17 protein-coding genes and 1 pseudogene are annotated in these 19,002 nt (G+C 36.7%); 14 read left to right on the top strand and 4 right to left on the bottom strand.

The features are described from left to right. Position 1 precedes the first annotated feature (1 nt). Complete coding sequence (locus ACMX3D_RS11575; RefSeq protein WP_229541296.1) at positions 2-220, bottom strand: Hfq-related RNA-binding protein; 219 nt, start codon at positions 218-220, stop codon at positions 2-4. A gap of 179 nt (positions 221-399) precedes the next feature. Between ACMX3D_RS11575 and dapF the strand changes: the two genes are divergently transcribed. Then, positions 400-1,239: a diaminopimelate epimerase gene (dapF, locus tag ACMX3D_RS11570; RefSeq protein ID WP_482751561.1), complete on the top strand. Its 840-nt coding sequence runs from the start codon at positions 400-402 to the stop codon at positions 1,237-1,239. A gap of 80 nt (positions 1,240-1,319) precedes the next feature. On the opposite strand, the gene ACMX3D_RS11565 is transcribed toward dapF, so the two are convergent. Next, positions 1,320-2,309 carry a hypothetical protein gene (locus ACMX3D_RS11565; RefSeq protein ID WP_482751560.1) on the bottom strand — a complete coding sequence of 330 codons (990 nt, stop codon included), beginning with the start codon at positions 2,307-2,309 and terminating at the stop codon, positions 1,320-1,322. A gap of 511 nt (positions 2,310-2,820) precedes the next feature. On the opposite strand from ACMX3D_RS11565, the gene ACMX3D_RS11560 reads away from it, so the two are divergent. The 4 genes from ACMX3D_RS11560 to ACMX3D_RS11545 all read left to right on the top strand — a co-directional run bounded on the left by ACMX3D_RS11560 (position 2,821) and on the right by ACMX3D_RS11545 (position 6,584). Beyond that, positions 2,821-3,591, top strand: coding sequence for a class I SAM-dependent methyltransferase (locus ACMX3D_RS11560; protein WP_482751559.1), 771 nt, complete (start codon positions 2,821-2,823; stop codon positions 3,589-3,591). Positions 3,592-3,604: 13 nt separating this feature from the next. Then, positions 3,605-4,330 carry an iron-containing redox enzyme family protein gene (locus ACMX3D_RS11555; protein WP_482751558.1) on the top strand — a complete coding sequence of 242 codons (726 nt, stop codon included), beginning with the start codon at positions 3,605-3,607 and terminating at the stop codon, positions 4,328-4,330. A gap of 232 nt (positions 4,331-4,562) precedes the next feature. After that, entirely contained in the window at positions 4,563-5,114 is a 552-nt protein-coding gene (locus ACMX3D_RS11550) for a heme NO-binding domain-containing protein (protein WP_482751557.1), read from the top strand. 18 nt (positions 5,115-5,132) lie between these two features. After that, positions 5,133-6,584, top strand: a complete 1,452-nt coding sequence (locus ACMX3D_RS11545; protein WP_482751556.1) for a sensor histidine kinase — start codon at positions 5,133-5,135, stop codon at positions 6,582-6,584. An 81-nt stretch (positions 6,585-6,665) separates the two neighbouring features. Here ACMX3D_RS11545 and ACMX3D_RS11540 read toward each other — a convergent pair whose 3' ends face one another. Continuing rightward, the gene (locus ACMX3D_RS11540) at positions 6,666-8,825 is read right to left on the bottom strand and encodes a Tex family protein (RefSeq protein ID WP_482751555.1); all 2,160 of its coding nucleotides are present in this window, start codon (positions 8,823-8,825) and stop codon (positions 6,666-6,668) included. A 244-nt stretch (positions 8,826-9,069) separates the two neighbouring features. Here ACMX3D_RS11540 and ACMX3D_RS11535 point away from each other — a divergent pair, with 244 nt between their 5' ends. Beyond that, complete coding sequence (locus ACMX3D_RS11535; RefSeq protein WP_482751554.1) at positions 9,070-9,306, top strand: hypothetical protein; 237 nt, start codon at positions 9,070-9,072, stop codon at positions 9,304-9,306. A gap of 325 nt (positions 9,307-9,631) precedes the next feature. On the opposite strand, the gene ACMX3D_RS11530 is transcribed toward ACMX3D_RS11535, so the two are convergent. After that, on the bottom strand, positions 9,632-10,483 hold the full coding sequence (locus tag ACMX3D_RS11530) for a CpsD/CapB family tyrosine-protein kinase (protein WP_482752320.1): 852 nt from the start codon (positions 10,481-10,483) through the stop codon (positions 9,632-9,634). 483 nt (positions 10,484-10,966) lie between these two features. On the opposite strand from ACMX3D_RS11530, the pseudogene ACMX3D_RS11525 reads away from it, so the two are divergent. From ACMX3D_RS11525 to ACMX3D_RS11490, 8 genes and pseudogenes are all read left to right on the top strand, one after another. Then, positions 10,967-11,818: pseudogene (locus ACMX3D_RS11525) on the top strand (glycosyltransferase family 4 protein); the annotation flags it as partial. A 711-nt stretch (positions 11,819-12,529) separates the two neighbouring features. Continuing rightward, a complete protein-coding gene (locus ACMX3D_RS11520) occupies positions 12,530-12,958 on the top strand; it encodes a hypothetical protein (RefSeq protein WP_482752319.1) in 429 nt (142 codons plus the stop codon). 18 nt (positions 12,959-12,976) lie between these two features. Continuing rightward, complete coding sequence (locus tag ACMX3D_RS11515; RefSeq protein ID WP_482751553.1) at positions 12,977-13,819, top strand: ABC transporter permease; 843 nt, start codon at positions 12,977-12,979, stop codon at positions 13,817-13,819. A 66-nt stretch (positions 13,820-13,885) separates the two neighbouring features. Then, entirely contained in the window at positions 13,886-14,290 is a 405-nt protein-coding gene (locus ACMX3D_RS11510; protein ID WP_482751552.1) for an EamA family transporter, read from the top strand. Between the two features lie 29 nt (positions 14,291-14,319). After that, a complete protein-coding gene (locus ACMX3D_RS11505; RefSeq protein WP_482751551.1) occupies positions 14,320-14,676 on the top strand; it encodes an EamA family transporter in 357 nt (118 codons plus the stop codon). A gap of 55 nt (positions 14,677-14,731) precedes the next feature. After that, a complete protein-coding gene (locus ACMX3D_RS11500) occupies positions 14,732-15,727 on the top strand; it encodes a GDP-mannose 4,6-dehydratase (protein WP_482751550.1) in 996 nt (331 codons plus the stop codon). Between the two features lie 104 nt (positions 15,728-15,831). Beyond that, positions 15,832-17,133 carry an NAD(P)/FAD-dependent oxidoreductase gene (locus ACMX3D_RS11495; RefSeq protein ID WP_482751549.1) on the top strand — a complete coding sequence of 434 codons (1,302 nt, stop codon included), beginning with the start codon at positions 15,832-15,834 and terminating at the stop codon, positions 17,131-17,133. A gap of 11 nt (positions 17,134-17,144) precedes the next feature. Next, a complete protein-coding gene (locus ACMX3D_RS11490) occupies positions 17,145-18,908 on the top strand; it encodes an ArnT family glycosyltransferase (protein ID WP_482751548.1) in 1,764 nt (587 codons plus the stop codon). Positions 18,909-19,002 lie beyond the last annotated feature (94 nt).

The raw sequence follows: 19,002 nt of genomic DNA, 5'->3' as shown, positions 1-19,002 counted from the left end.
ATTAACCTTTGGGTTGGAAGTAGGCGATCGCTTGTTTCCAAATAGTTGTTTGCTGACTGTTTTCATCCGCAATACACACACAACTGGGGTCTTGCCATAAAATCTTACCTGTCAACAGGTCGCCTGTGACCAGTTTGAACTCAACTACTGCGGCTTGTTTAATCAAGTTCTGCACTTGCCGAATGCTTGGCAGTGACGTATCAAATTCAGTTGTAGACATTTTTGATAATGGTTTATGCACAATGGAAAATGTTTTCTGTAAGCAGTTATGAATTATCAATTATGAAGGATAAAATTTGATACTACCCTTAAGGAAGCCACCCAAAGGTGTCTACAAACTTTATCCTTCACACTTCATACTTCATACTTTCTAATCATTGATAATTCATCATTGGAAAAATGGCAATCGAATTTACTAAGTATCACGGTCTAGGAAACGACTTTATTTTAATTGACAATCGCTCGTCAGCTTCACCAGTCCTGACTCCAGAACAAGCAATTCAGTGGTGCGATCGCCACTTTGGCATTGGTGCAGATGGTGTGATTTTTGCCTTACCAGGAGAAAACGGTACTGACTATACCATGCGAATTTTTAATTCTGATGGTTCAGAACCCGAAATGTGTGGTAACGGGATTCGCTGTTTAGCTGCATTTCTCGCCGATTTAGAAGATATATCCCGCACTCAAGATAAATATCGTATTCATACCTTAGCGGGTACGATTACACCCCAGCTAACACCCGATGGTCAAGTTAAGGTAGATATGGGTTTACCCAGGCTACTAGCTAGAGAAATTCCAACTACTCTGGGTGTTGCTGATGCCAAAGTGATTAATCAACCTTTAGAAGTCGCAGGGCAAACTTGGGAAGTCACCTGTGTGAGTATGGGTAATCCCCACTGCATAACTTTTGTTGAAGATGTAGCGGCGATTCCGTTAGAAACAATAGGGCCGAAGTTTGAACATCACCCAGTTTTTCCCCAAAGAACCAACACCGAATTTATTCAAGTGGTGAGTCGTGACCACCTCAAAATGCGAGTATGGGAGAGAGGCGCAGGTATTACATTAGCTTGTGGTACAGGTGCGTGTGCATCTTTAGTTGCTGGCGTGTTAACTGGAAAATGCGATCGCTCTGCTACCGTAGAATTACCAGGAGGTTGCTTACAAATTGAATGGTCAGAAATAGACCAACGAATTTACATGACTGGCCCGGCTGAACGAGTCTTTAAGGGTACTGCATAACTGAATAGGGAACAGGAAACCAGCATCACACCGTTTCCTGTTCCCTATATTGCAGACTATTGCTAAGTTATTCCTAGTATTTAATCAAACATATTTACTAAGCGATAACCTCTAGTATAAAGCGGCTCAGAAATTTGAGTCTGTCGTCGTTGCCGCATCTGTTCTACAGTTTCATCAAATACAATTAACGTTTCTTTGCCAACCTTCAGCCAGTCTTCATAAGGTACACTCATATCTTCTTCAACACCGCCAATATTAGGTGCTACCATTGCTCGGTAAGCTTCATTGAATTTCCTGCGAAACCGAAAATCTACTGAAATCCTCAGACCTTCTGTTTTCCGTCTAACAGTTTGATGCAATCCCCGTGCATCATTAAAGTACATCGTTCCGTGTTTTAGTTTTGCTTCTGTGTAAGAAACAACCATCGGAATATTTTTACCTTCATCGAAGTCAGACATAACACGCATAGCTTGTAGTTCCATTTTGCGGGGCATTTCACCTGCTTCGATGGTGATATGATCAATGTCACCAAATAATGGTAAAACTACTACAGTTGCATCAGCAGGAACACCAGCCCATACATCACTATGGCACTTTGAACTTGTAAAAGGCAAACGCAGTTTTTCTATACTAGTTTGACCGTAAACCATCCGCAGATTGACTGGTAAATCTACAGCATCAATAATGTCATTTGCACCTAATTGGTAAAAAGCGTCAGCTACACTTTTTTGAAAAACGTTAAATGCTAAAATATGTTCTCGCTTGGGCATTAATAAGCCAGTTCCAGTGTAGTTAGGCAAATTATTTCTGGCTTCTAACAGCCGATGCAGCATTTCAGTTTCTGAGAGAATAATAGGGCTATTTAGACAAGCTGAAATATAACCTGCGGCTGCAACTCTAATTTGCTGAAATAGCTCAGGTTTTAATGTATGTTCAAATAATAATCGATACTGATGCCTTGTCGCCATTCTCTCTGCAAGTTCATTGAATAGTTGGTCACCAAGTTGAGAAAAAGCGATCGCACGTTCGTATTGTAATTGCTCGGTTACTGGTGATTCTTTAATTATCATTTTTGCCTGAGATATTTCTAAATTAACAAAACTACTTAGTATATCCAGAGATAAATCGTTACTTAAAACGAATACTGCTATTAAAATTTAACAATGTTTATTACATTTATTCTTCGTAGGATATACGAATTTATTTTTTAAGTTCTCTTTAGGAAATTATTAATTACTGGAAATCTCAGTTAAATCAAGATAAAGTTAAAGATAGCTTAATAAACAGATACAATTATGAATTTCATGTATATTTCTAAAATCAAGAATTTATTAAGTGAGAAATAGATTTATTTAGCCACATTGAAAAAAATGAATATTTCACTGTTGATAAGCGTCTAATACAACGCAAATATACGCTATCCAACCAAAAACAGATTCAAGAAATCAACTTCAGTAAAATCTACATTCAAAAATCTACTTGATAGATGTTAGAAAATAAGTAATTTCAGTAACTATTAATCTTTTGATTTTTGCAATGAATAAAGATTAATACATCCAAAATATAAATAATCATTTAACAATGTCAATGTCAAATAATACTAAATCCACTAGGCAGTTATATAATTGCACAGCAACAGAGTGGATTAGAACTGAACCTATTTCCCTCTCTGACTTTACAGCGCGTCCTTTTATCCTGGAACTTTGTGAACCTGTTCATGGGCTGCGAGTACTCGACTTAGGTTGTGGCGAAGGTTATTGCAGTCGAGAGTTGCGCCGCCGTGGTGCTGCACAAGTTCATGGCATAGACCTTTCCCAAGGCATGATAGAAGCAGCCCGTTCACAACAAGTAGAAGAAAATTTAGGAATTACATACGAAGTAGGATGTGCTACCGATTTAAAACAATTTGGTAATGAAGAAATCGACTTAATAGTTGCAGTTTTCTTATTTAACTATTTGACAATTTCTCAGACCCAAGAATGTATGCAAGAAGTTGCACGCGTTCTTTGTCCTGGAGGTCAATTTATATTCAGCATCCCCCATCCTTCTTTTCCATATATGCGGGAAGCAGCATATCCGTTTTATTTTCAAGTGGAGGATAAAGGCTACTTTAGCAAACGAGATCAGCTATTTCCTGGCCGTATTTGGAAGCGTGATGGTTCTTGGCTAAATGTCCAGCTAATTCATAAAACTCTTGAGGATTATTTTAGTGCTATGAAAATTGCTGGCTTCAATACAATGCCAACGTTACAGGAGTTACGCGTTACTCCAGAGCATGTTGCATTAGATCAAGCTTTTTTTAGTCCTTTACTCGATTTACCTCTCCATTTAGCCATCAAAGTCTCGAAGTAACAAATAACGCATTATGTCATCTTTAATCAAACATTCTTACAGTGAAATTACGGCTAATCATCCTTTATGGAACCATGATTTCTTGAGGCGTTGTCGTACTGGCAATTTATACCTTTCAGACATACAGATACTAGCTGTTCAAATGTATAAATTCTCTAAAGAATTCAATCGAATTTTAGCCAGTATCTTGTCCTGCTGTCCAGATGAAGTTGTTCAGTTAGTCATCCTAGAAAACCTATTTGATGAAATGGGACAGGGAGACACAAATAAGTCTCATCCAGAATTGTTTCGTCGATTTACCCGCGCCCTTGGTATTGATGACAACACTTTAGCAAAATTACCCACCGCCCCAGAAACTCGTGCTTTAATTGAAACCTATTTACGAATTCCCCATCAATATGGCTACTTAGCTGCACTAGGTGCAGTTTGTTATGCTTCTGAGGGAATTGTTAGTTCCTTATACACGCAACTTTATAACGGTATTGTTGGTGCTGCACCTTTACCTAAAGAATCTTTAGTGTTTTTTGAAGTCCATATTGATGTGGATGATAGTCATGCAGCAAAACTAGCAGAAGTTATTGAACCTAGAATTGCTATGAGTGAAGAAGATAGCGACATTAAGGTTAAGCTGGCTATTGTAGAAGCAATGAATGCTCGTGTGCAATTCTTTAACGGTATCCAGCGTCAAATTTCTAAATATAACTTTTCTTCCGATTCCTTGCTGCTCATCAACCCATAAGTATAGGCAAATGAAAAGGGTGTAAATACGGATGCAATCATCATGACTTGTAGCATTAAAATTCAAGAAATGTGTTTTACTTTTTTTAGTTTTTAAAACTATAAATTATCCGCCAGATTAAAGAGAAATAAGGAAAAAGCGAAATTTAGATCACTAAGGTAGGAAATACTTTAGTTGAGCCTTGGTCAACTTGACCAATTAAAAGTTGGGTATAGATTTAGAGGAGGCTTTTATGTATGGATTAGTCAACAAAGCGATTCAAGATATGGTGTGTACTCGCTTTGGTGAAGAAATTTGGAAAGAGATTAAGCAAAAAGCTGAGGTGGGTGTAGATGTTTTCATTAGTATGGAAGGCTATCCCGATGACATCACTCACCGCTTAGTGAAAGCTGCTAGTGTGGTTTTAGGTTTATCCACTTCCGAGATTATGCAAGCCTTTGGAGAATTTTGGGTGCAATATACATCCGAAGAAGGCTATGGCGAAATGATGGATATGAGTGGAGATAACCTACCTGAATTCCTAGAAAATCTGGACAATCTTCATGCTCGTGTCGGAGTAAGTTTTCCTCATCTCCAACCCCCATTATTTGAGTGTAGTGAGATGGAAGAAAATTCTCTTAGTTTACACTATCGTTCTCACAGAGAGGGGCTAACTCCAATGATTGTTGGTCTAGTTCAGGGTTTGGGAACAAGGTTTGATACAGAAGTTGAGATTACCCAAACCCAGAGCCGGGATGATGGTGCTGAACATGATGAATTTTTAGTGAAGTATAAACCACACTAAGCACTGAGCGTTACATGAATGGTTACTCCTCACATCAGCCTTTCACCAGAGTTGTTTGCTAAAGCTTTTCCATTCCACTTTGTATTCAACCGGAAGCGAGAAATTTTGCAGACTGGAGATGTATTAGAGCGTATCAGTCCTGAATTATTAGTTGGTAGTCAGATTGAGCAGCATTTCCAGATTAATCGTCCAACTATTACGGTTGATTTTGATGCCATTAATAAAAAGTCACGCTCTCTTTTTATTTTGGAGTTTATCCATAATGGTATGTATCTCAAGGGCCAAATGATGTATCAGCAAGAGCAGGAAATTATATTTTTTCTAGGCTCTCCCTGGATTACTGATACAGCCAGCTTACCTCCTTTTGGTATTAAACTTAAGGATTTTGCAATTCACGACCCAATCACTGATTTTCTATTTCTTTTACAAGCAAAAAATACTGCTTTAGCTGATACCGAAAAGTTAACTACAGAACTAACTCAGCAACGTACAGAATTACAGAACGCTCTCCGCATCAAAGAGCATCTAACTAAAGTTGCCCAGATGCAGGCTCAAAAACTGGAAGAATCTCTGAAGGAACTACAGCAAACTCAAGCGCAATTAATTCAAGCTGAGAAAATGTCGAGTTTAGGGCAATTAGTCGCAGGAATCGCTCACGAAATCAATAACCCTGTTAATTTTATATATGGAAATTTAAAGTATATTAATGACTATACTAAAGACTTGCTTAAACTAGTACATCTTTATCAAAAGTATTATGACTGTCCAGAGGCTGAAATCCGCAATCATATCAAAGCTATAGAATTGGATTTTATACTGGAGGACTTACCCAAAATTGTCCATTCAATGCAGGTAGGAACTGAACGCATTACAGAGATTGTTCTATCTCTAAGAAATTTCTCTCGTCTTGATGAGGCGGAGATGAAAAAAGTTGATATTCACCAAGGTATTGATAGTACTTTATTAATTTTACAAAATCGTCTGAAAGAAAAAGTTGATCATTATCGGATTGAAGTTGTAAAAAATTATGGAAATATACCTTTACTAGAATGTTATCCTGGTTCTCTTAATCAGGTATTCATGAATATTATTAGTAATGCAATTGATGCGTTGGATAGCTTTAATAGTGAACGAGCGATCGCAGAAGTTCAATCCAATCCCAGTAAAATTACCATTACTACAGAAGTTTTACAAACAAACTACGTCGCTATCCGAATTATTGATAATGGCTCAGGAATGCCTGAAGCAGTTAAAGAAAGAGTATTTGATCCATTTTTTACAACAAAGCCCGTCGGTAAGGGTACAGGATTAGGTTTATCAATTAGCTATCAAATTATAGTTGACAAGCACAAGGGTAATATGAGGTGTGTGTCAGAACCGGGAAAAGGAACAGAGTTTTGTATTGAACTACCTCTATCAATCAATAGTGAAGCTGTTAGCGGTGTTCAACCACTAAGTTTGGCTAAATAAAATATAGAGTTCTTTGTTCTGCCAAAGTGAGAAAAACCTATTCCTAAAAGCTTTCTGCTCCTTGACCCATTTTCTATTACATTACTGTTTAACTGCTTTCATTGACAAACTAATTCGTTTTAATTTTTCGTTGACTTCTAGTACTTTAACTTTGACAACTTGTCCCACCTTAACTATGAGTTTGGGGTCATTGACAAATCTATCGGCGAGTTGGGAAATATGCACTAAGCCATCTTGATGTACGCCGATATCCACGAATGCACCAAAATTAGCAACATTAGTCACTATTCCTTCTAATTCCATACCAATTTGTAAATCGGCGATGTCCTTGATCCCCTCTTTAAAAGTGGCATACTTAAATTCAGCACGAGGGTCTCTACCTGGTTTTTCAAGTTCGTTGAGGATGTCGCGCAATGTAGGTTCACCAATATTATCGGTGACATATTTTTTGAGATTAACTTTTTTGAGTTTTTCCGGAATTTGGATTACTTGATTTAATGGTACGTTGAGGTCAGAAGCGATCGCTTCAACTACTGAGTAGCTTTCTGGATGTACCGCTGTATTATCTAAAGGATGATCTCCATTACGAATCCGCAAAAATCCTGCTGCTTGTTCAAAAGCTTTCGGCCCTAATTTTGGGACTTTCAAAAGTTGGCGGCGATTTTTAAAAGCTCCATACTGGTTACGATAAGTAACAATGTTATTGGCAACTGCGGCTGTAATGCCAGAAACAAAAGTTAAAAGTTCTTTAGAAGCGGTATTTAAATCTACACCAACAAAGTTCACACAGCTTTCAACAGTTTCGTCTAGCTTTTTTTTCAGTAACTTTTGATCAACATCGTGCTGATATTGTCCCACCCCAATTGATTTAGGATCAATTTTGACTAATTCTGCTAATGGGTCTTGCAAACGACGACCGATACTAATCGCACCCCGCACTGTCACGTCTAAGTCGGGAAATTCTTCCAAGGCTACTTTGCTGGCAGAATATATCGATGCACCAGATTCATTCACCATCACCTTAATTGGTTTGCGGTCTAGAGTTTGTAATACTTGCGTGACAAATTCATCAGTTTCGCGAGAAGCTGTACCGTTACCAATAGCAATTAGCTCAATTTTGTATTTTTCAATCAAATTTTTAATAGTTTGTGCTGCTTTAGTTCGCTGTTCAGCAGCTTGGTGGGGGAAAACTGCCTGATATTCTAAAAATTTGCCTGTTTCATCCAAAACTGCTACTTTGCATCCAGTTCTAAATCCGGGATCAATCGCTAGGGTCGGTTTCATTCCCGCAGGTGCAGACAGTAATAACTCACGCAGATTAGCTTCAAATGTTTTGATTGATTCGATATCTGCATAATCTTTTTTAGCAGAGATCACCTCTGCCGTTAGAGAGGTCTTCATCAGACGATTAAAAGCATCTTTCAGCATCATCTGATAGAAATCTCTAATTGCTCTGACTTTTGTGCGAATTACTTGAGATTCGAGATAAGCAAGCACATAATCTTCATCAAAAGTAATATCAAAGTCTAATATTTTCTCTGTTTCACCACGACACAATGCCAACATATTGTGGGGAGCAATATTTTTCACTTTGATTTGATAATTCCGGTACATCTCAAATTTAGTTGTACCTTCTGAATAATCATCTTTAATTTTGGAAACAAATACTCCTGATTCCAGTAGGTAGTCGCGCAAATAGGCACGAAGTTCAGCGTTTTCTGCTACTGTTTCTGCTAGAATATCGGCTGCTCCTTTGAGCGCTTCATCTGAGGTTTTTACACCTTTCTCTTCAGAAATATATTTGCTGGCTTCTACTTCTAAAGATGCAGCTATGCCATTTTTGATATTCAGCGATTTGATAAACTCTGCTAGAGGTTCTAATCCTTTTTCTTTAGCCACTGTGGCACGGGTGCGTCGCTTTGGTCGATATGGTAGGTATAAATCCTCAAGTTCGGTTTTTTGTTGACAAGAGATAATTTTTGCTTTTAACTCATCAGTGAGTTTACCTTGTTCGGCGATCGCATTTAAAATTACTGCTTTTCTCGCTTCTAATTCTGTTAAGTAATTGTACTTATCAAACAAATCACGCAATTGCACTTCATTCATTTCACCAGTGCGCTCTTTGCGGTAACGTGCAATAAATGGAATTGTTGCACCCTCCGCCAAAAGTTCCAGCGCGTTTTGCACCTGATAAGGTTTGAGGTCTAGTTCAGTTGCTAATAGTTGAGGAATGTTCAGCATTGGGTATCTAAGTGGAAAACGTTACTTCTAAGGGTAATATCCTAGATCGTTATTATAGTGACAGCACTGAGTGTTAAACTTATTTACTAGATAATTACGGAATTTTGACTTGCAGATTGTTTCTTTATTGAGAGTATTGTGAAGAAAACATCTTTGGATGTAAGATTGACAGCAATGATTATGAAGAAAAATTTAAATTAAAACTGTTCATTCCTTTACATCTTACGTTAGGAGAAGATTAACGATGCCTTTGTTTTTTTTAATTCCACTGTTTGCAGGTTTAGCAACTGGCTACTTATCTAAAAAATGTAATGATGAACTAGCCTATCTCACCAGTGTCTTTACAATTGTCAGTCTAGTTGTAAGTTTAGTCTTAGCACCTTGGCAAATCCAGCTGATACTGTTAGTTTTTGTGGTGATCACTACTAACAAACTTTTACGAGATAACGATAAAAATTATACTCAAGTCAGTAGAAAATAGCTAAAAAGAATTAAATTATCAGGAAAAAGCAATCAATACTATAGCAGCCCTAATTGAGTAGCACATAAGTCTACTACCTATTGCCTATCTCCAAGAGTAGTTGATGAATCAAATAGAATTGCTATCGCTCACTTAGGGTTGTATGTGCAGATATGGCATATGTGACTGTACTTATCTACTATAGATAAAGAGGCTTCAGTCTTAAAGCGATCGCGCCCTTGACAAGAACATTTGATGCTAGAAATTTACAAAAAATCTAGTATTAATGCTACTCTTCATCTTTTGTGTTCACTTTGCACCAACTCATACAAAGCTTATCTATCTTTTAATAATTTTGAAAGTTATTTTTTTCTCCGTTACCAACTATACCTAATATATTCAAGCGAGAAAGCTTCAGATTTTCCATAGCACGTTTCAGTACCAAAGACTGTGTTTTGCCAATCTTCACGACTATCAAAATACCGTCTGTATGCGGTGCAATCAAGCTGACATCAGCCAAGCCAACCAAAGGAGGTACATCATAAATTACTAAGTCAAAAGAATTATGAAACTCTACCATCAGTCGCTTCATTTTTTCAGAAGATAACAATTTTGTAGCATCTGGTGGTACTGGCCCAGAAGTAACTACAGATAACTGACTTAATGTGGGTATCTGCTGAATTGCTTCCCCTACTGGCAAGTTTGTCGAAATTAAGTTACTCAATCCCCACATATTACTTAAGTCTGATAAAGCATGAATTGTGGGTTTACGTAGATCTGCATCTACAAGTAACACTCTTTGTCCCATTGCTGTCGCTATTTGAGCCAGATTAAAAGCAACCGTAGATTTCCCATCACCAGGCATAGCTGAAGAGATGATAATAGAGCGAATCGGGCGATCGGAACTGAGAAGCTGAATATTTGTATACAGTATTCGTAAAGATTCTAAAAAGTTTGTAGAGTAGTTACTGCTTTCTTGAACTGTTGCAACATTTAAATCAGGAAGAAATTCAGCAAAGTATTTGGGTAGGTTGATTAAAGGGAGATTTTGTGCAAAATGGTGGTCTTGCTCGGTTTGAATTTGCTTTTCAAAAGGTATGTTTCCTAATAAAGGTAATTGAACTTTTTCTTTTAAATCTTTAATACTGTTATATGTACTGTCCAGTTTTTCTAATAGTAAAGCAACGCCAATTCCCATTAAAATACTCGCAATCAATCCTGATATGAGATTTCGTTTTAAGCTAGATGAAGTTATGGGATATCCTGGTCTAACTGGTGCTTGAAGTAACTGCCAACCAAATTCTGTTTGTGATTTTTGAATTTGCAGAGTTTCACGAGTAGATAAAAACCGATTCAGACTTTCAATTGCAACTTGTAATTTCCGTTGTAGATCTGTATATTGTCGTGACAAGATAGGTAGTTGTTGGCGTTTTTTTTGTAGTTCCTGTTCTCTTTTAGTTAGTGCCTGACTCTGTACTTCCAAAAGTCTAATTCCAGTCGTTATCTCGGCACGTTTACTATCTAAAAATCGCTTTGCTTCTTGGTTAATTAAAGGTAACAAACTATCTCGCTTTTCTTTTAATGATTGCAGTGTAGGATTATTTGGTTGAAAACGAGTGGACTCCGCAGCTACCTGAGCATCTAATTGACTTTTTTGAGTCGTTAATTGCTGATATATCAGCATCCTGATATTGCGATCGCTCTGGGCGTGATTTCCAAGAGTCATTGGCTAGTCAGAATGTGGCGTACCATTAACAAACAAGTCTGGCTCAATGCAAAAGGAATTATAGTTCTCAGTCCAGCCATGAAACAACGGGTGTTAGCCCATTGTCCGCAGATCAGCGATCAGATTTCTGTCATTCACAGTTGGGCTAATCCAGATCTGATTGTACCAATTGCCAAACAAGAAAATTGGTTTGCCTGGAAACACAACATCGTCCAAAAGTTTACAGTTCTCTACTCTGGTAATATGGGGCGCTGTCATGACATTGACACAATGCTAGAAGCAGCTAAAGAACTGCAAGATGAACCAATTCAGTTTGTGTGCATTGGTGGTGGAGCAAAGCGAGAAGAATTAATTAAAGAAGTCAACCGCTTGCAGTTGAAAAACTTTACGTTTTTACCATATCAAGACAAGCAAGTACTACCCTATTCTTTAACAGCCTGTGATTTATCCTTTGTCAGTGTAGATGAAACTACAGAAGGTTTGGTTGTTCCTAGCAAACTCTACTCTGCCTTAGCTGCGGGAAGACCTGTAGCAGTCATTTGTTCACCGTACTCTTATCTTAGACAGTTAATTGCAGAAGCTAACTGCGGTGGTACTTTCGACAACGGAGACGGTCACGGACTAGCTCAATTTATTCGTTTACTTAGCCGCGACCCACAATTAGGAGAAAGGATGGGAAAAGCAGGTCGTCAGTATTTGCGATCGCATTTTACACCCAAGTTGATCTCTCAACAGTATTTTGACGTTTTACAGCAAGCAATAGCCTCCGATGATGTGATACCTGTGTCTCAAATACAGACTAAATAGACTTGCTTGGTCACTCAATGTTGACCCTGTAAAAATATTCATTGTAGTTTTATATTCCAACAGTGCAATCTTAGCAACATCCTAATGTGCTGTTGATAACAAACTCACTAATAACAACTACAAGGTTCATTTCTATTCTCATTTCAGGAGGAATACAATATTCAATAGCTTGCTCTTATTCATCTGTTTGAAGAGAGCAAGTCATCAATCAATAAACAATTTTTTGATTTTGCCTGCATTCATTTTATACATATAAGGAAAATATTATTTCTCAAGATTTGGCGGTCACTATATTAGTGTAAATAATATATTTTTGCTGAAAAAATTTAAAAATATTCCAGAAAAAAAATTATTTGAAATTTAGGATAAACCTGTTATCAAAGATAATTAACGTTTTAAAACATGTTATAATAGCGTACAAGCGAGGTAAGTAAAAAAATCTACTTTCTCTTGAAAATATCAAAAAAAACTATTGAATAATAATACACTTACGAAATACAAAACTCATCTAAAAACGTTGATTTAAAATTCTAAGACGCAATTTAATTCTTCTTCATTCTTAGCATTCAAATAACATGAGAAAGTATGAATTGAAATAGCCTAAATATTTATAAATTTGTAGGAGACGGGCTTTGATGGTCATTTTGATCTCAGTCCCTCCAACGAAACCTTCCTTATCTATTTTGTAGTTAATTAATGTGGGAGGCCGAATTGCAGAGAAGGTGTGACCGAAATCGGAAGCGTTCTAAAAGGAGGGCAATTTATTGCCCAGTTCACAGTTGCTATATAGATAGCGTCAGTCAGAAATATCAAATTTTTGCTGACCAACCAGGCCAGTTGCAACAAAGAGGTATGAGTCGGCGTAATGCCTTAATGCTTGTAGCAAGCCAAAAAACAGTTCCTTTAGAGGGGGAATGGTTAGAAGCATTCTGGTGTGAACAATGCCAACAAACAAAATGGTATCACGTACAAAAATCTGGCGATCGCACCTATGAAATTTCACCAGCCCCACAAGAACTTTGGCAGCAGGTAGCAGGAGTTATACATCCACACGGAAATCCTTCTGTTGGAGAATTCACGCGCAGACAATCAAAACTAATTAACTACAACAGCATTAAAGATTTTGAATTTGTGGGTTAATCATTAAATAAATTATCAATGAGAGAGCAAAATATTGTCTCCAAACAGGAGTTAGTAATTGAAGCTGGGCGTACCGAACGCCAGTACTGGCAAGATTTGTGGCGCTATCGGGAACTATTTTATTTTTTGGCTTGGCGCGATATTCTAGTGCGTTACAAACAAACAGCTATTGGTATAGCGTGGGCATTGATCCGCCCTTTTTTAACGATGGTAGTATTTACAGTTGTATTCGGCAATCTAGCTAAACTACCATCTGAAGGCGCACCATACCCAATATTAGTATTTGCTGCGATGCTACCTTGGCAGTTTTTTGCCAACGCTTTAAGTGAGTGTAGTAACAGCCTAATTAATAACTCCAACTTGATATCTAAGGTATACTTTCCACGCCTGATTGTGCCTACCAGTGCAGTAATTGTCAGTTTTGTGGATTTTATGATTTCTGGAATAATTCTGTTGGGCTTGATGGCATGGTATAATTTTGTACCCGATTGGCGAATTTTGACATTGCCATTATTTATATTAATTGCATTTGCAGCTGCGATCGGAGCAGGTTTATGGTTAGCTGCATTGAATGTAGAATATAGAGATTTTCGTTACATTGTGCCGTTTATTGTGCAATTCGGTTTATATATTTCGCCTGTAGGATTTAGTAGCAGTATTGTACCGCAGCAATGGCGATTGCTTTATTCATTAAACCCTATGGTAAGTGTAATTGATGGATTCCGCTGGGCAATTATTGGGCGGGAATCCAGTATCTATTTACCAGGATTTTTACTATCTCTGGGATTCGTAATCTTGTTGTTAGTAAGTGGAATCTGGTATTTCCGCAAAACGGAAAGAACATTTGCCGATGTAATTTAGACATGCTCAGTCAATTAATCTACATTGACATATTGATATTGACAAAATTTGCTTTTTTTAACTGCGATGAATTCTAAATCATCAACTTCTCATGTGAAATTAGTTTCATATACTAGTTTATTTGCCAGTATAGGATTTGGCATAATTGGCCAGTTGCTGATGAAGCATACCATGAGTAATACAACTACACTACTGTTTACTTGGTCATTTATTCAGCAATTAATTCTAGCTTTAACCATTTACAGTCTGGGAATAATCAATTGGATATTTGCCCTGCGAGTTGTCAAACTTAGTATTGCCTATCCGCTTACTAGCTTAAATTATGTAGGAATATTATTGGGATCATACTACTTTTTTGGTGAAACAATTACAACTAGTAGAATAGTTGGAATATTTTTAATTTTTATTGGAGTTCTTTTAGTAGCTATACCGCTGAAAAATCGCACGTCTCTTAATAAAGAGATTAGCTAAAAACATAATTGTATAGAAGATATTTGCTGATGAATATAATTCCTTGGCTAATTTTATTGCTTGTAGTTGTATTAGGTACAGTAGGTCAGTTATCACTGAAGTATGCATTTCAAAATTCTAATAATCAGTCGGCAAGCAAGCCAATCCAAAATATTTTATTGTCACCTTATTTTTGGATTTGGTTTGTATCATACGTAGTTGTAACTATTTTATGGTTAATTGTTTTGCGGACGATTCCTCTTAGCCAGGCATTTCCTACACTAGGATTAACTTTTGCTCTAGTACCTTTGGCATCCTATTATTTTCTCCGTGAGCACGTTGTATTGAGTCAATGGATAGGAATTTCCATTATTATCTCTGGTGTAATTCTTGTTGTCCAAAAATAATTATAACTATAACTGTCTATTCCACATATTGTTCATCTTGAAAATAGGAAGTTTTATGAATCAATTACCTCGAAAAATTTTAGTGACAGGAGTTGCAGGATTTCTAGGTTCCCATTTGTTAGATAAGCTCTTGGCATCGGGTCATGAGGTCATTGGTATTGATAATCTCTCTATGGGTAAATTAGAAAATATTTCCCATAACTTTAGCAACAAAGGGTTTCAATTTCTGCAAAAAGATGTTACCGAAAAAAGTACATTTGAAAGTTTAGATAATGATATTGATTGTATTGTTCATTTAGCTGCTTTCAAAATTCCTCGATATGGCAAAGCTATCGATACTCTTAAAATAAATTATCAAGGTACAGAAAATGTATTAGATTTAGCACAAAAATTAAACTGTAAATGTGTTTTAGCTTCTACATCAGATGTATATGGACGTAACCCCAAAATCCCCTTTAGCGAAGAAGATAACTCCGTAATTGGCCCATCAACAGTAGCACGTTGGAGTTATGCAGTATCTAAGCTATTTGATGAACATTTAGCTTTTGCTTACCAAGACAGTTACGGTATCCCTGTTGTTCTTCTGCGCTTTTTCGGTTCCTATGGGCCACGGCATCATTTATCGTGGTGGGGTGGCCCCCAATCAGTATTTATAGAACAAGTATTGAATGATGGTGAAATTACGATTCACGGTGATGGGCTGCAAACCCGCAGTTTTACTTTTGTTAGCGATACTGTAGCTGGCATTTATGCTGCAACTGTCAAATCAGAAGCTAACGGGGAAATTTTTAACATTGGTAGCAATCATGAAATTACCATCCTTGATTTAGCTAAGACTATTAAGCGACTGAGTAATACACCAGGAGAACTCAAGCTGAACTTTATCCCTTATGAATCTTTTACAGGTCGCAAATATGAAGATGTTAGACGGCGTGTTCCAGATAGCAGTAAGTGTGAACAAATTCTGGGTGTGAAGGCTGTAGTCAGTTTAGAAGAGGGACTATCTCGTACAATTGAATGGCAACGTCGTCTTGGTCTTTATAAATATTAAGAGTTTTTTGATAGCCAAATATCAAGTTTTCAGGTGCGTTAAGAATCAGGTCAACGCACCTTTCCTCAAATGAAATAGTTTTTACAAATCTAATTTGAAATATTATGAATATCGGTATTGTAGGTGGCGGTATGATGGGATTAGCGTTAGCCTATAGGCTTTCGCAGCAAGGTCATAAAATAACTGTTTTTGAGAGTAACCAACAACTAGGCGGACTTACCACCTATCATGATTACGGTTCCTTTATTTGGGATCGTTTTTATCACGTTATCCTACCATCTGATACTCATCTAATTAAATTTCTTCAAGATATTGGGCTTGCTGACAAGCTACGTTGGCATCGCACTCTTACAGGATGTTACATAGATCAGAAATTATATTCCATTAGCAACACTCTGGAATTTTTGCTGTTTCCACCGTTGACTATCATTGGAAAGCTGCGGTTGGCTATCACTCTACTGTATGGTTCCAGAATTAATAACTGGCGCAGACTGGAAAAAATTCCTGTAGAAGATTGGCTTTTGAAACTTTCAGGTAGAAATACATATGAAAAGTTATGGAAGCCTTTGCTATTAGCCAAACTAGGAGACAACTATAAACGTGTCTCTGCTGTGTTTATTTGGTCGTATATCAAACGCCTGTTTTCAGCCCGTGATTCCTCATTGCATAAAGAACAATTGGGTTATGTGGAAGGTGGTTACAAAACTGTTTTTGATAGATTAGAAGAATTAATTCGTCTGGCTGGTGGTGACATTCACACTAGTGCCACAGTTGAATACATTGCACCTCATCCCAATGGTGGTATTTGGGTTGAATATAATGGCAAGAAAGAGCATTTTGATAAAGTAATATTTACCGGGCCAGTAAATATTCTACAAAGTGTAGTTGCCAAAGATATGGTAAAGATTGGACAAACAACTGACACAGTGGAATACTTGGGTGTCATTTGTATGGCACTAATTACTCGTAAAGCTTTAGTGCCTTATTACATAGTTAATATTGCTGACCAGCGTCTTCCCTTTACAGGGGTTCTTGGTATGAGTAACCTAGTTTCCTTACAGGAAACAGCAGGTATGCACATCACTTACTTTCCGAAATATGTGCATTCCGATGATCCACTGTTAAAGCAATCAGATGATGAAATTCAAAAGCTATTTTTTCAAGGACTGCGTTTGCTGTTTCCAGAACTTAAAGCAGATGATATAGTAGCAAGCCATATTAATCGTGCTAAAAAAATGCAGCCATTACAAGTATTAAATTATTCTAATTTAGTCTCCCAAATATTTACAGAAAATAATGATTTTTTCGTTCTTAACACATCACAGTTTGTTAATGATACGCTCAATAATAATACAGTAGTGAAACACGTAGAACAATTTGTGAAAAAGCTAGTATCAGCATTATAGATTTGATAAATATGTCTATCAATTTATCTGCTGCAAAGCAGCATCTACAAAATAATCGTTATGTGCAGATTGACTCTGGGCTGATAGCTGTACTTATCTGCTTTATTCTACTTGCTTGGATTAATTGGGGAAAGTTAGAAACGCCTATTATTGATATTGGGCGGGAAGTTGAAATCTCAGCACGTCTTGCTGATGGACAAGTACTCTATAGAGATGTAGCAACTTACTACGGGCCACTTGCATACTATGTCAATGCGTTTATACTACTAATCTTTGGACATCGACTGGAAGTTTTTTATGCAGTGGGTGTAGGATTATCGTTGATAGCAGCATTACTATTTTATCGATTGGCAAAAAGGTTAACCAATGCTAATTGGGCTGTTATTTGTACATTATCTATGTTGGTTTACTGCGCTCTAGGCCCTGGGATATTTAACTTTATAATGCCTTATAGCTTTGGAGCAGTTTACGCAATAGTGTTGTCTTTGATAGCGATCGCCTGTCTTGATTTGTACGTCAGTGAAAATCACTTGAAGTGGCTGGTAGTAGCTGCGATCGCTTGTGGGTTAGCGGGGTTAGCAAAACAAGAATATGGAGTAGCTGTATTAGGGAGTGTTATAGTTGGCATTAATCTCAATTCTCATCATAAGCTCAGTAACAGAATAGTGCGGAGCTTGCTGGTAATTCTGATAGCGTCAATTTGTGTTTTCCTACCCTTAGCTTTGCTGGCGCATTCAATTACATGGGAAAAACTTTATCTATCATTATTTCCAGTCGGTCAAGCTAATATACTACAACGCAATCTTGCTTTTCAGGTTTCTCCTTTTAAAACTATAATTATTTGGTGGATTCAATTTAGATCGTTTTTTGTGAGTTCACTAGTAATTGCTGTAGCAGTATTAGCTGCTCACTGGGTAGCAAAATTGAAATTTTTGCATAGTTTTCAACGTATTAGTTACTTAATTGAATTACCAATAAGTGTCACTTTGGCATGGCTTGGATTAAACTTAGTAGCTTGGTTAATTTTTATAATTTATAAAAAACAATATTTTCCTTTCCATACTCTCCAAAATTTATCCTGGTTTTTACTAATTTCAGGAATATGGTTTGCTTTAATCTTATTTAAAAAATATCAACAAAAAAATAGTTATTTATTAGGTACATTATTATTTTTTTCATTATTACTTAATGCCCGCTGGGGATTTTATATTGATTTTTATGGTCTATATGCTGCACCAGTCATACTGACACTATTCACATTTTTCTATTCTTTTTCCCAAAAATTGAGATGGTTTTTGTACCGTTGTCTTTTGGTCTGTTTGTTATTAGGTAGTTTTTTTATATTAGAGAATACATTAAATATCTATCAATATAAAGTCAACTCTGATTATGGTACTTTTTATACTACCAATGCTACTGTTGCTACTGCCTTAAATCAGACTATCAAAACTATTAATACCTCAGGTGCTAAATCTGTATTGGTATTACCTGAAGGCAATATTCTCAATTTTCTTACAAAAACTCACTCACCAAGTCGAGAACTTACATTTTTACCAGTAACTCTTGCAAATACCAAAGAAGAGCAATATTTTTTGGAGCGGATGCGATCTAAACCTCCTGAAATTATTGTATACATACACCGTTCTTTTGAAATATGGAATTATCGAAACTATGCTGATTTTAATCCTTTAATTGATAATTGGATTACTCAAAAACATAAATTAATTCATACCTTTGAGTTAGATGAAGGTGAAATTCGTGTATTTAGACAATGATAAAAAATAAAATTCAGTTATATTTACTATAATTGAAATTATGTTTGCGGGAATCTGCGAATAAAGATTGAAATTAGATATTTTTTGTTATGTG

It is taken from the genome of Anabaena sp. TISTR 8404 (assembly GCF_056847745.1).
The sequence above is the reverse complement of the archived record's forward strand: the minus strand, read 5'-3'. Positions and strand labels throughout refer to the sequence as shown.

Bases quoted from the DNA above. Each gene is read 5' to 3' on its own strand.
- ACMX3D_RS11575 (WP_229541296.1), bottom strand. From the start codon at position 220: ATGTCTACAACTGAATTTGATACGTCACTGCCAAGCATTCGGCAAGTG.
- dapF (WP_482751561.1), top strand. From the start codon at position 400: ATGGCAATCGAATTTACTAAGTATCACGGTCTAGGAAACGACTTTATT.
- ACMX3D_RS11565 (WP_482751560.1), bottom strand. From the start codon at position 2,309: ATGATAATTAAAGAATCACCAGTAACCGAGCAATTACAATACGAACGT.
- ACMX3D_RS11560 (WP_482751559.1), top strand. From the start codon at position 2,821: ATGTCAATGTCAAATAATACTAAATCCACTAGGCAGTTATATAATTGC.
- ACMX3D_RS11555 (WP_482751558.1), top strand. From the start codon at position 3,605: ATGTCATCTTTAATCAAACATTCTTACAGTGAAATTACGGCTAATCAT.
- ACMX3D_RS11550 (WP_482751557.1), top strand. From the start codon at position 4,563: ATGTATGGATTAGTCAACAAAGCGATTCAAGATATGGTGTGTACTCGC.
- ACMX3D_RS11545 (WP_482751556.1), top strand. From the start codon at position 5,133: ATGGTTACTCCTCACATCAGCCTTTCACCAGAGTTGTTTGCTAAAGCT.
- ACMX3D_RS11540 (WP_482751555.1), bottom strand. From the start codon at position 8,825: ATGCTGAACATTCCTCAACTATTAGCAACTGAACTAGACCTCAAACCT.
- ACMX3D_RS11535 (WP_482751554.1), top strand. From the start codon at position 9,070: ATGCCTTTGTTTTTTTTAATTCCACTGTTTGCAGGTTTAGCAACTGGC.
- ACMX3D_RS11530 (WP_482752320.1), bottom strand. From the start codon at position 10,483: ATGGGAATTGGCGTTGCTTTACTATTAGAAAAACTGGACAGTACATAT.
- ACMX3D_RS11515 (WP_482751553.1), top strand. From the start codon at position 12,977: ATGAGAGAGCAAAATATTGTCTCCAAACAGGAGTTAGTAATTGAAGCT.
- ACMX3D_RS11510 (WP_482751552.1), top strand. From the start codon at position 13,886: ATGAATTCTAAATCATCAACTTCTCATGTGAAATTAGTTTCATATACT.
- ACMX3D_RS11505 (WP_482751551.1), top strand. From the start codon at position 14,320: ATGAATATAATTCCTTGGCTAATTTTATTGCTTGTAGTTGTATTAGGT.
- ACMX3D_RS11500 (WP_482751550.1), top strand. From the start codon at position 14,732: ATGAATCAATTACCTCGAAAAATTTTAGTGACAGGAGTTGCAGGATTT.
- ACMX3D_RS11495 (WP_482751549.1), top strand. From the start codon at position 15,832: ATGAATATCGGTATTGTAGGTGGCGGTATGATGGGATTAGCGTTAGCC.
- ACMX3D_RS11490 (WP_482751548.1), top strand. From the start codon at position 17,145: ATGTCTATCAATTTATCTGCTGCAAAGCAGCATCTACAAAATAATCGT.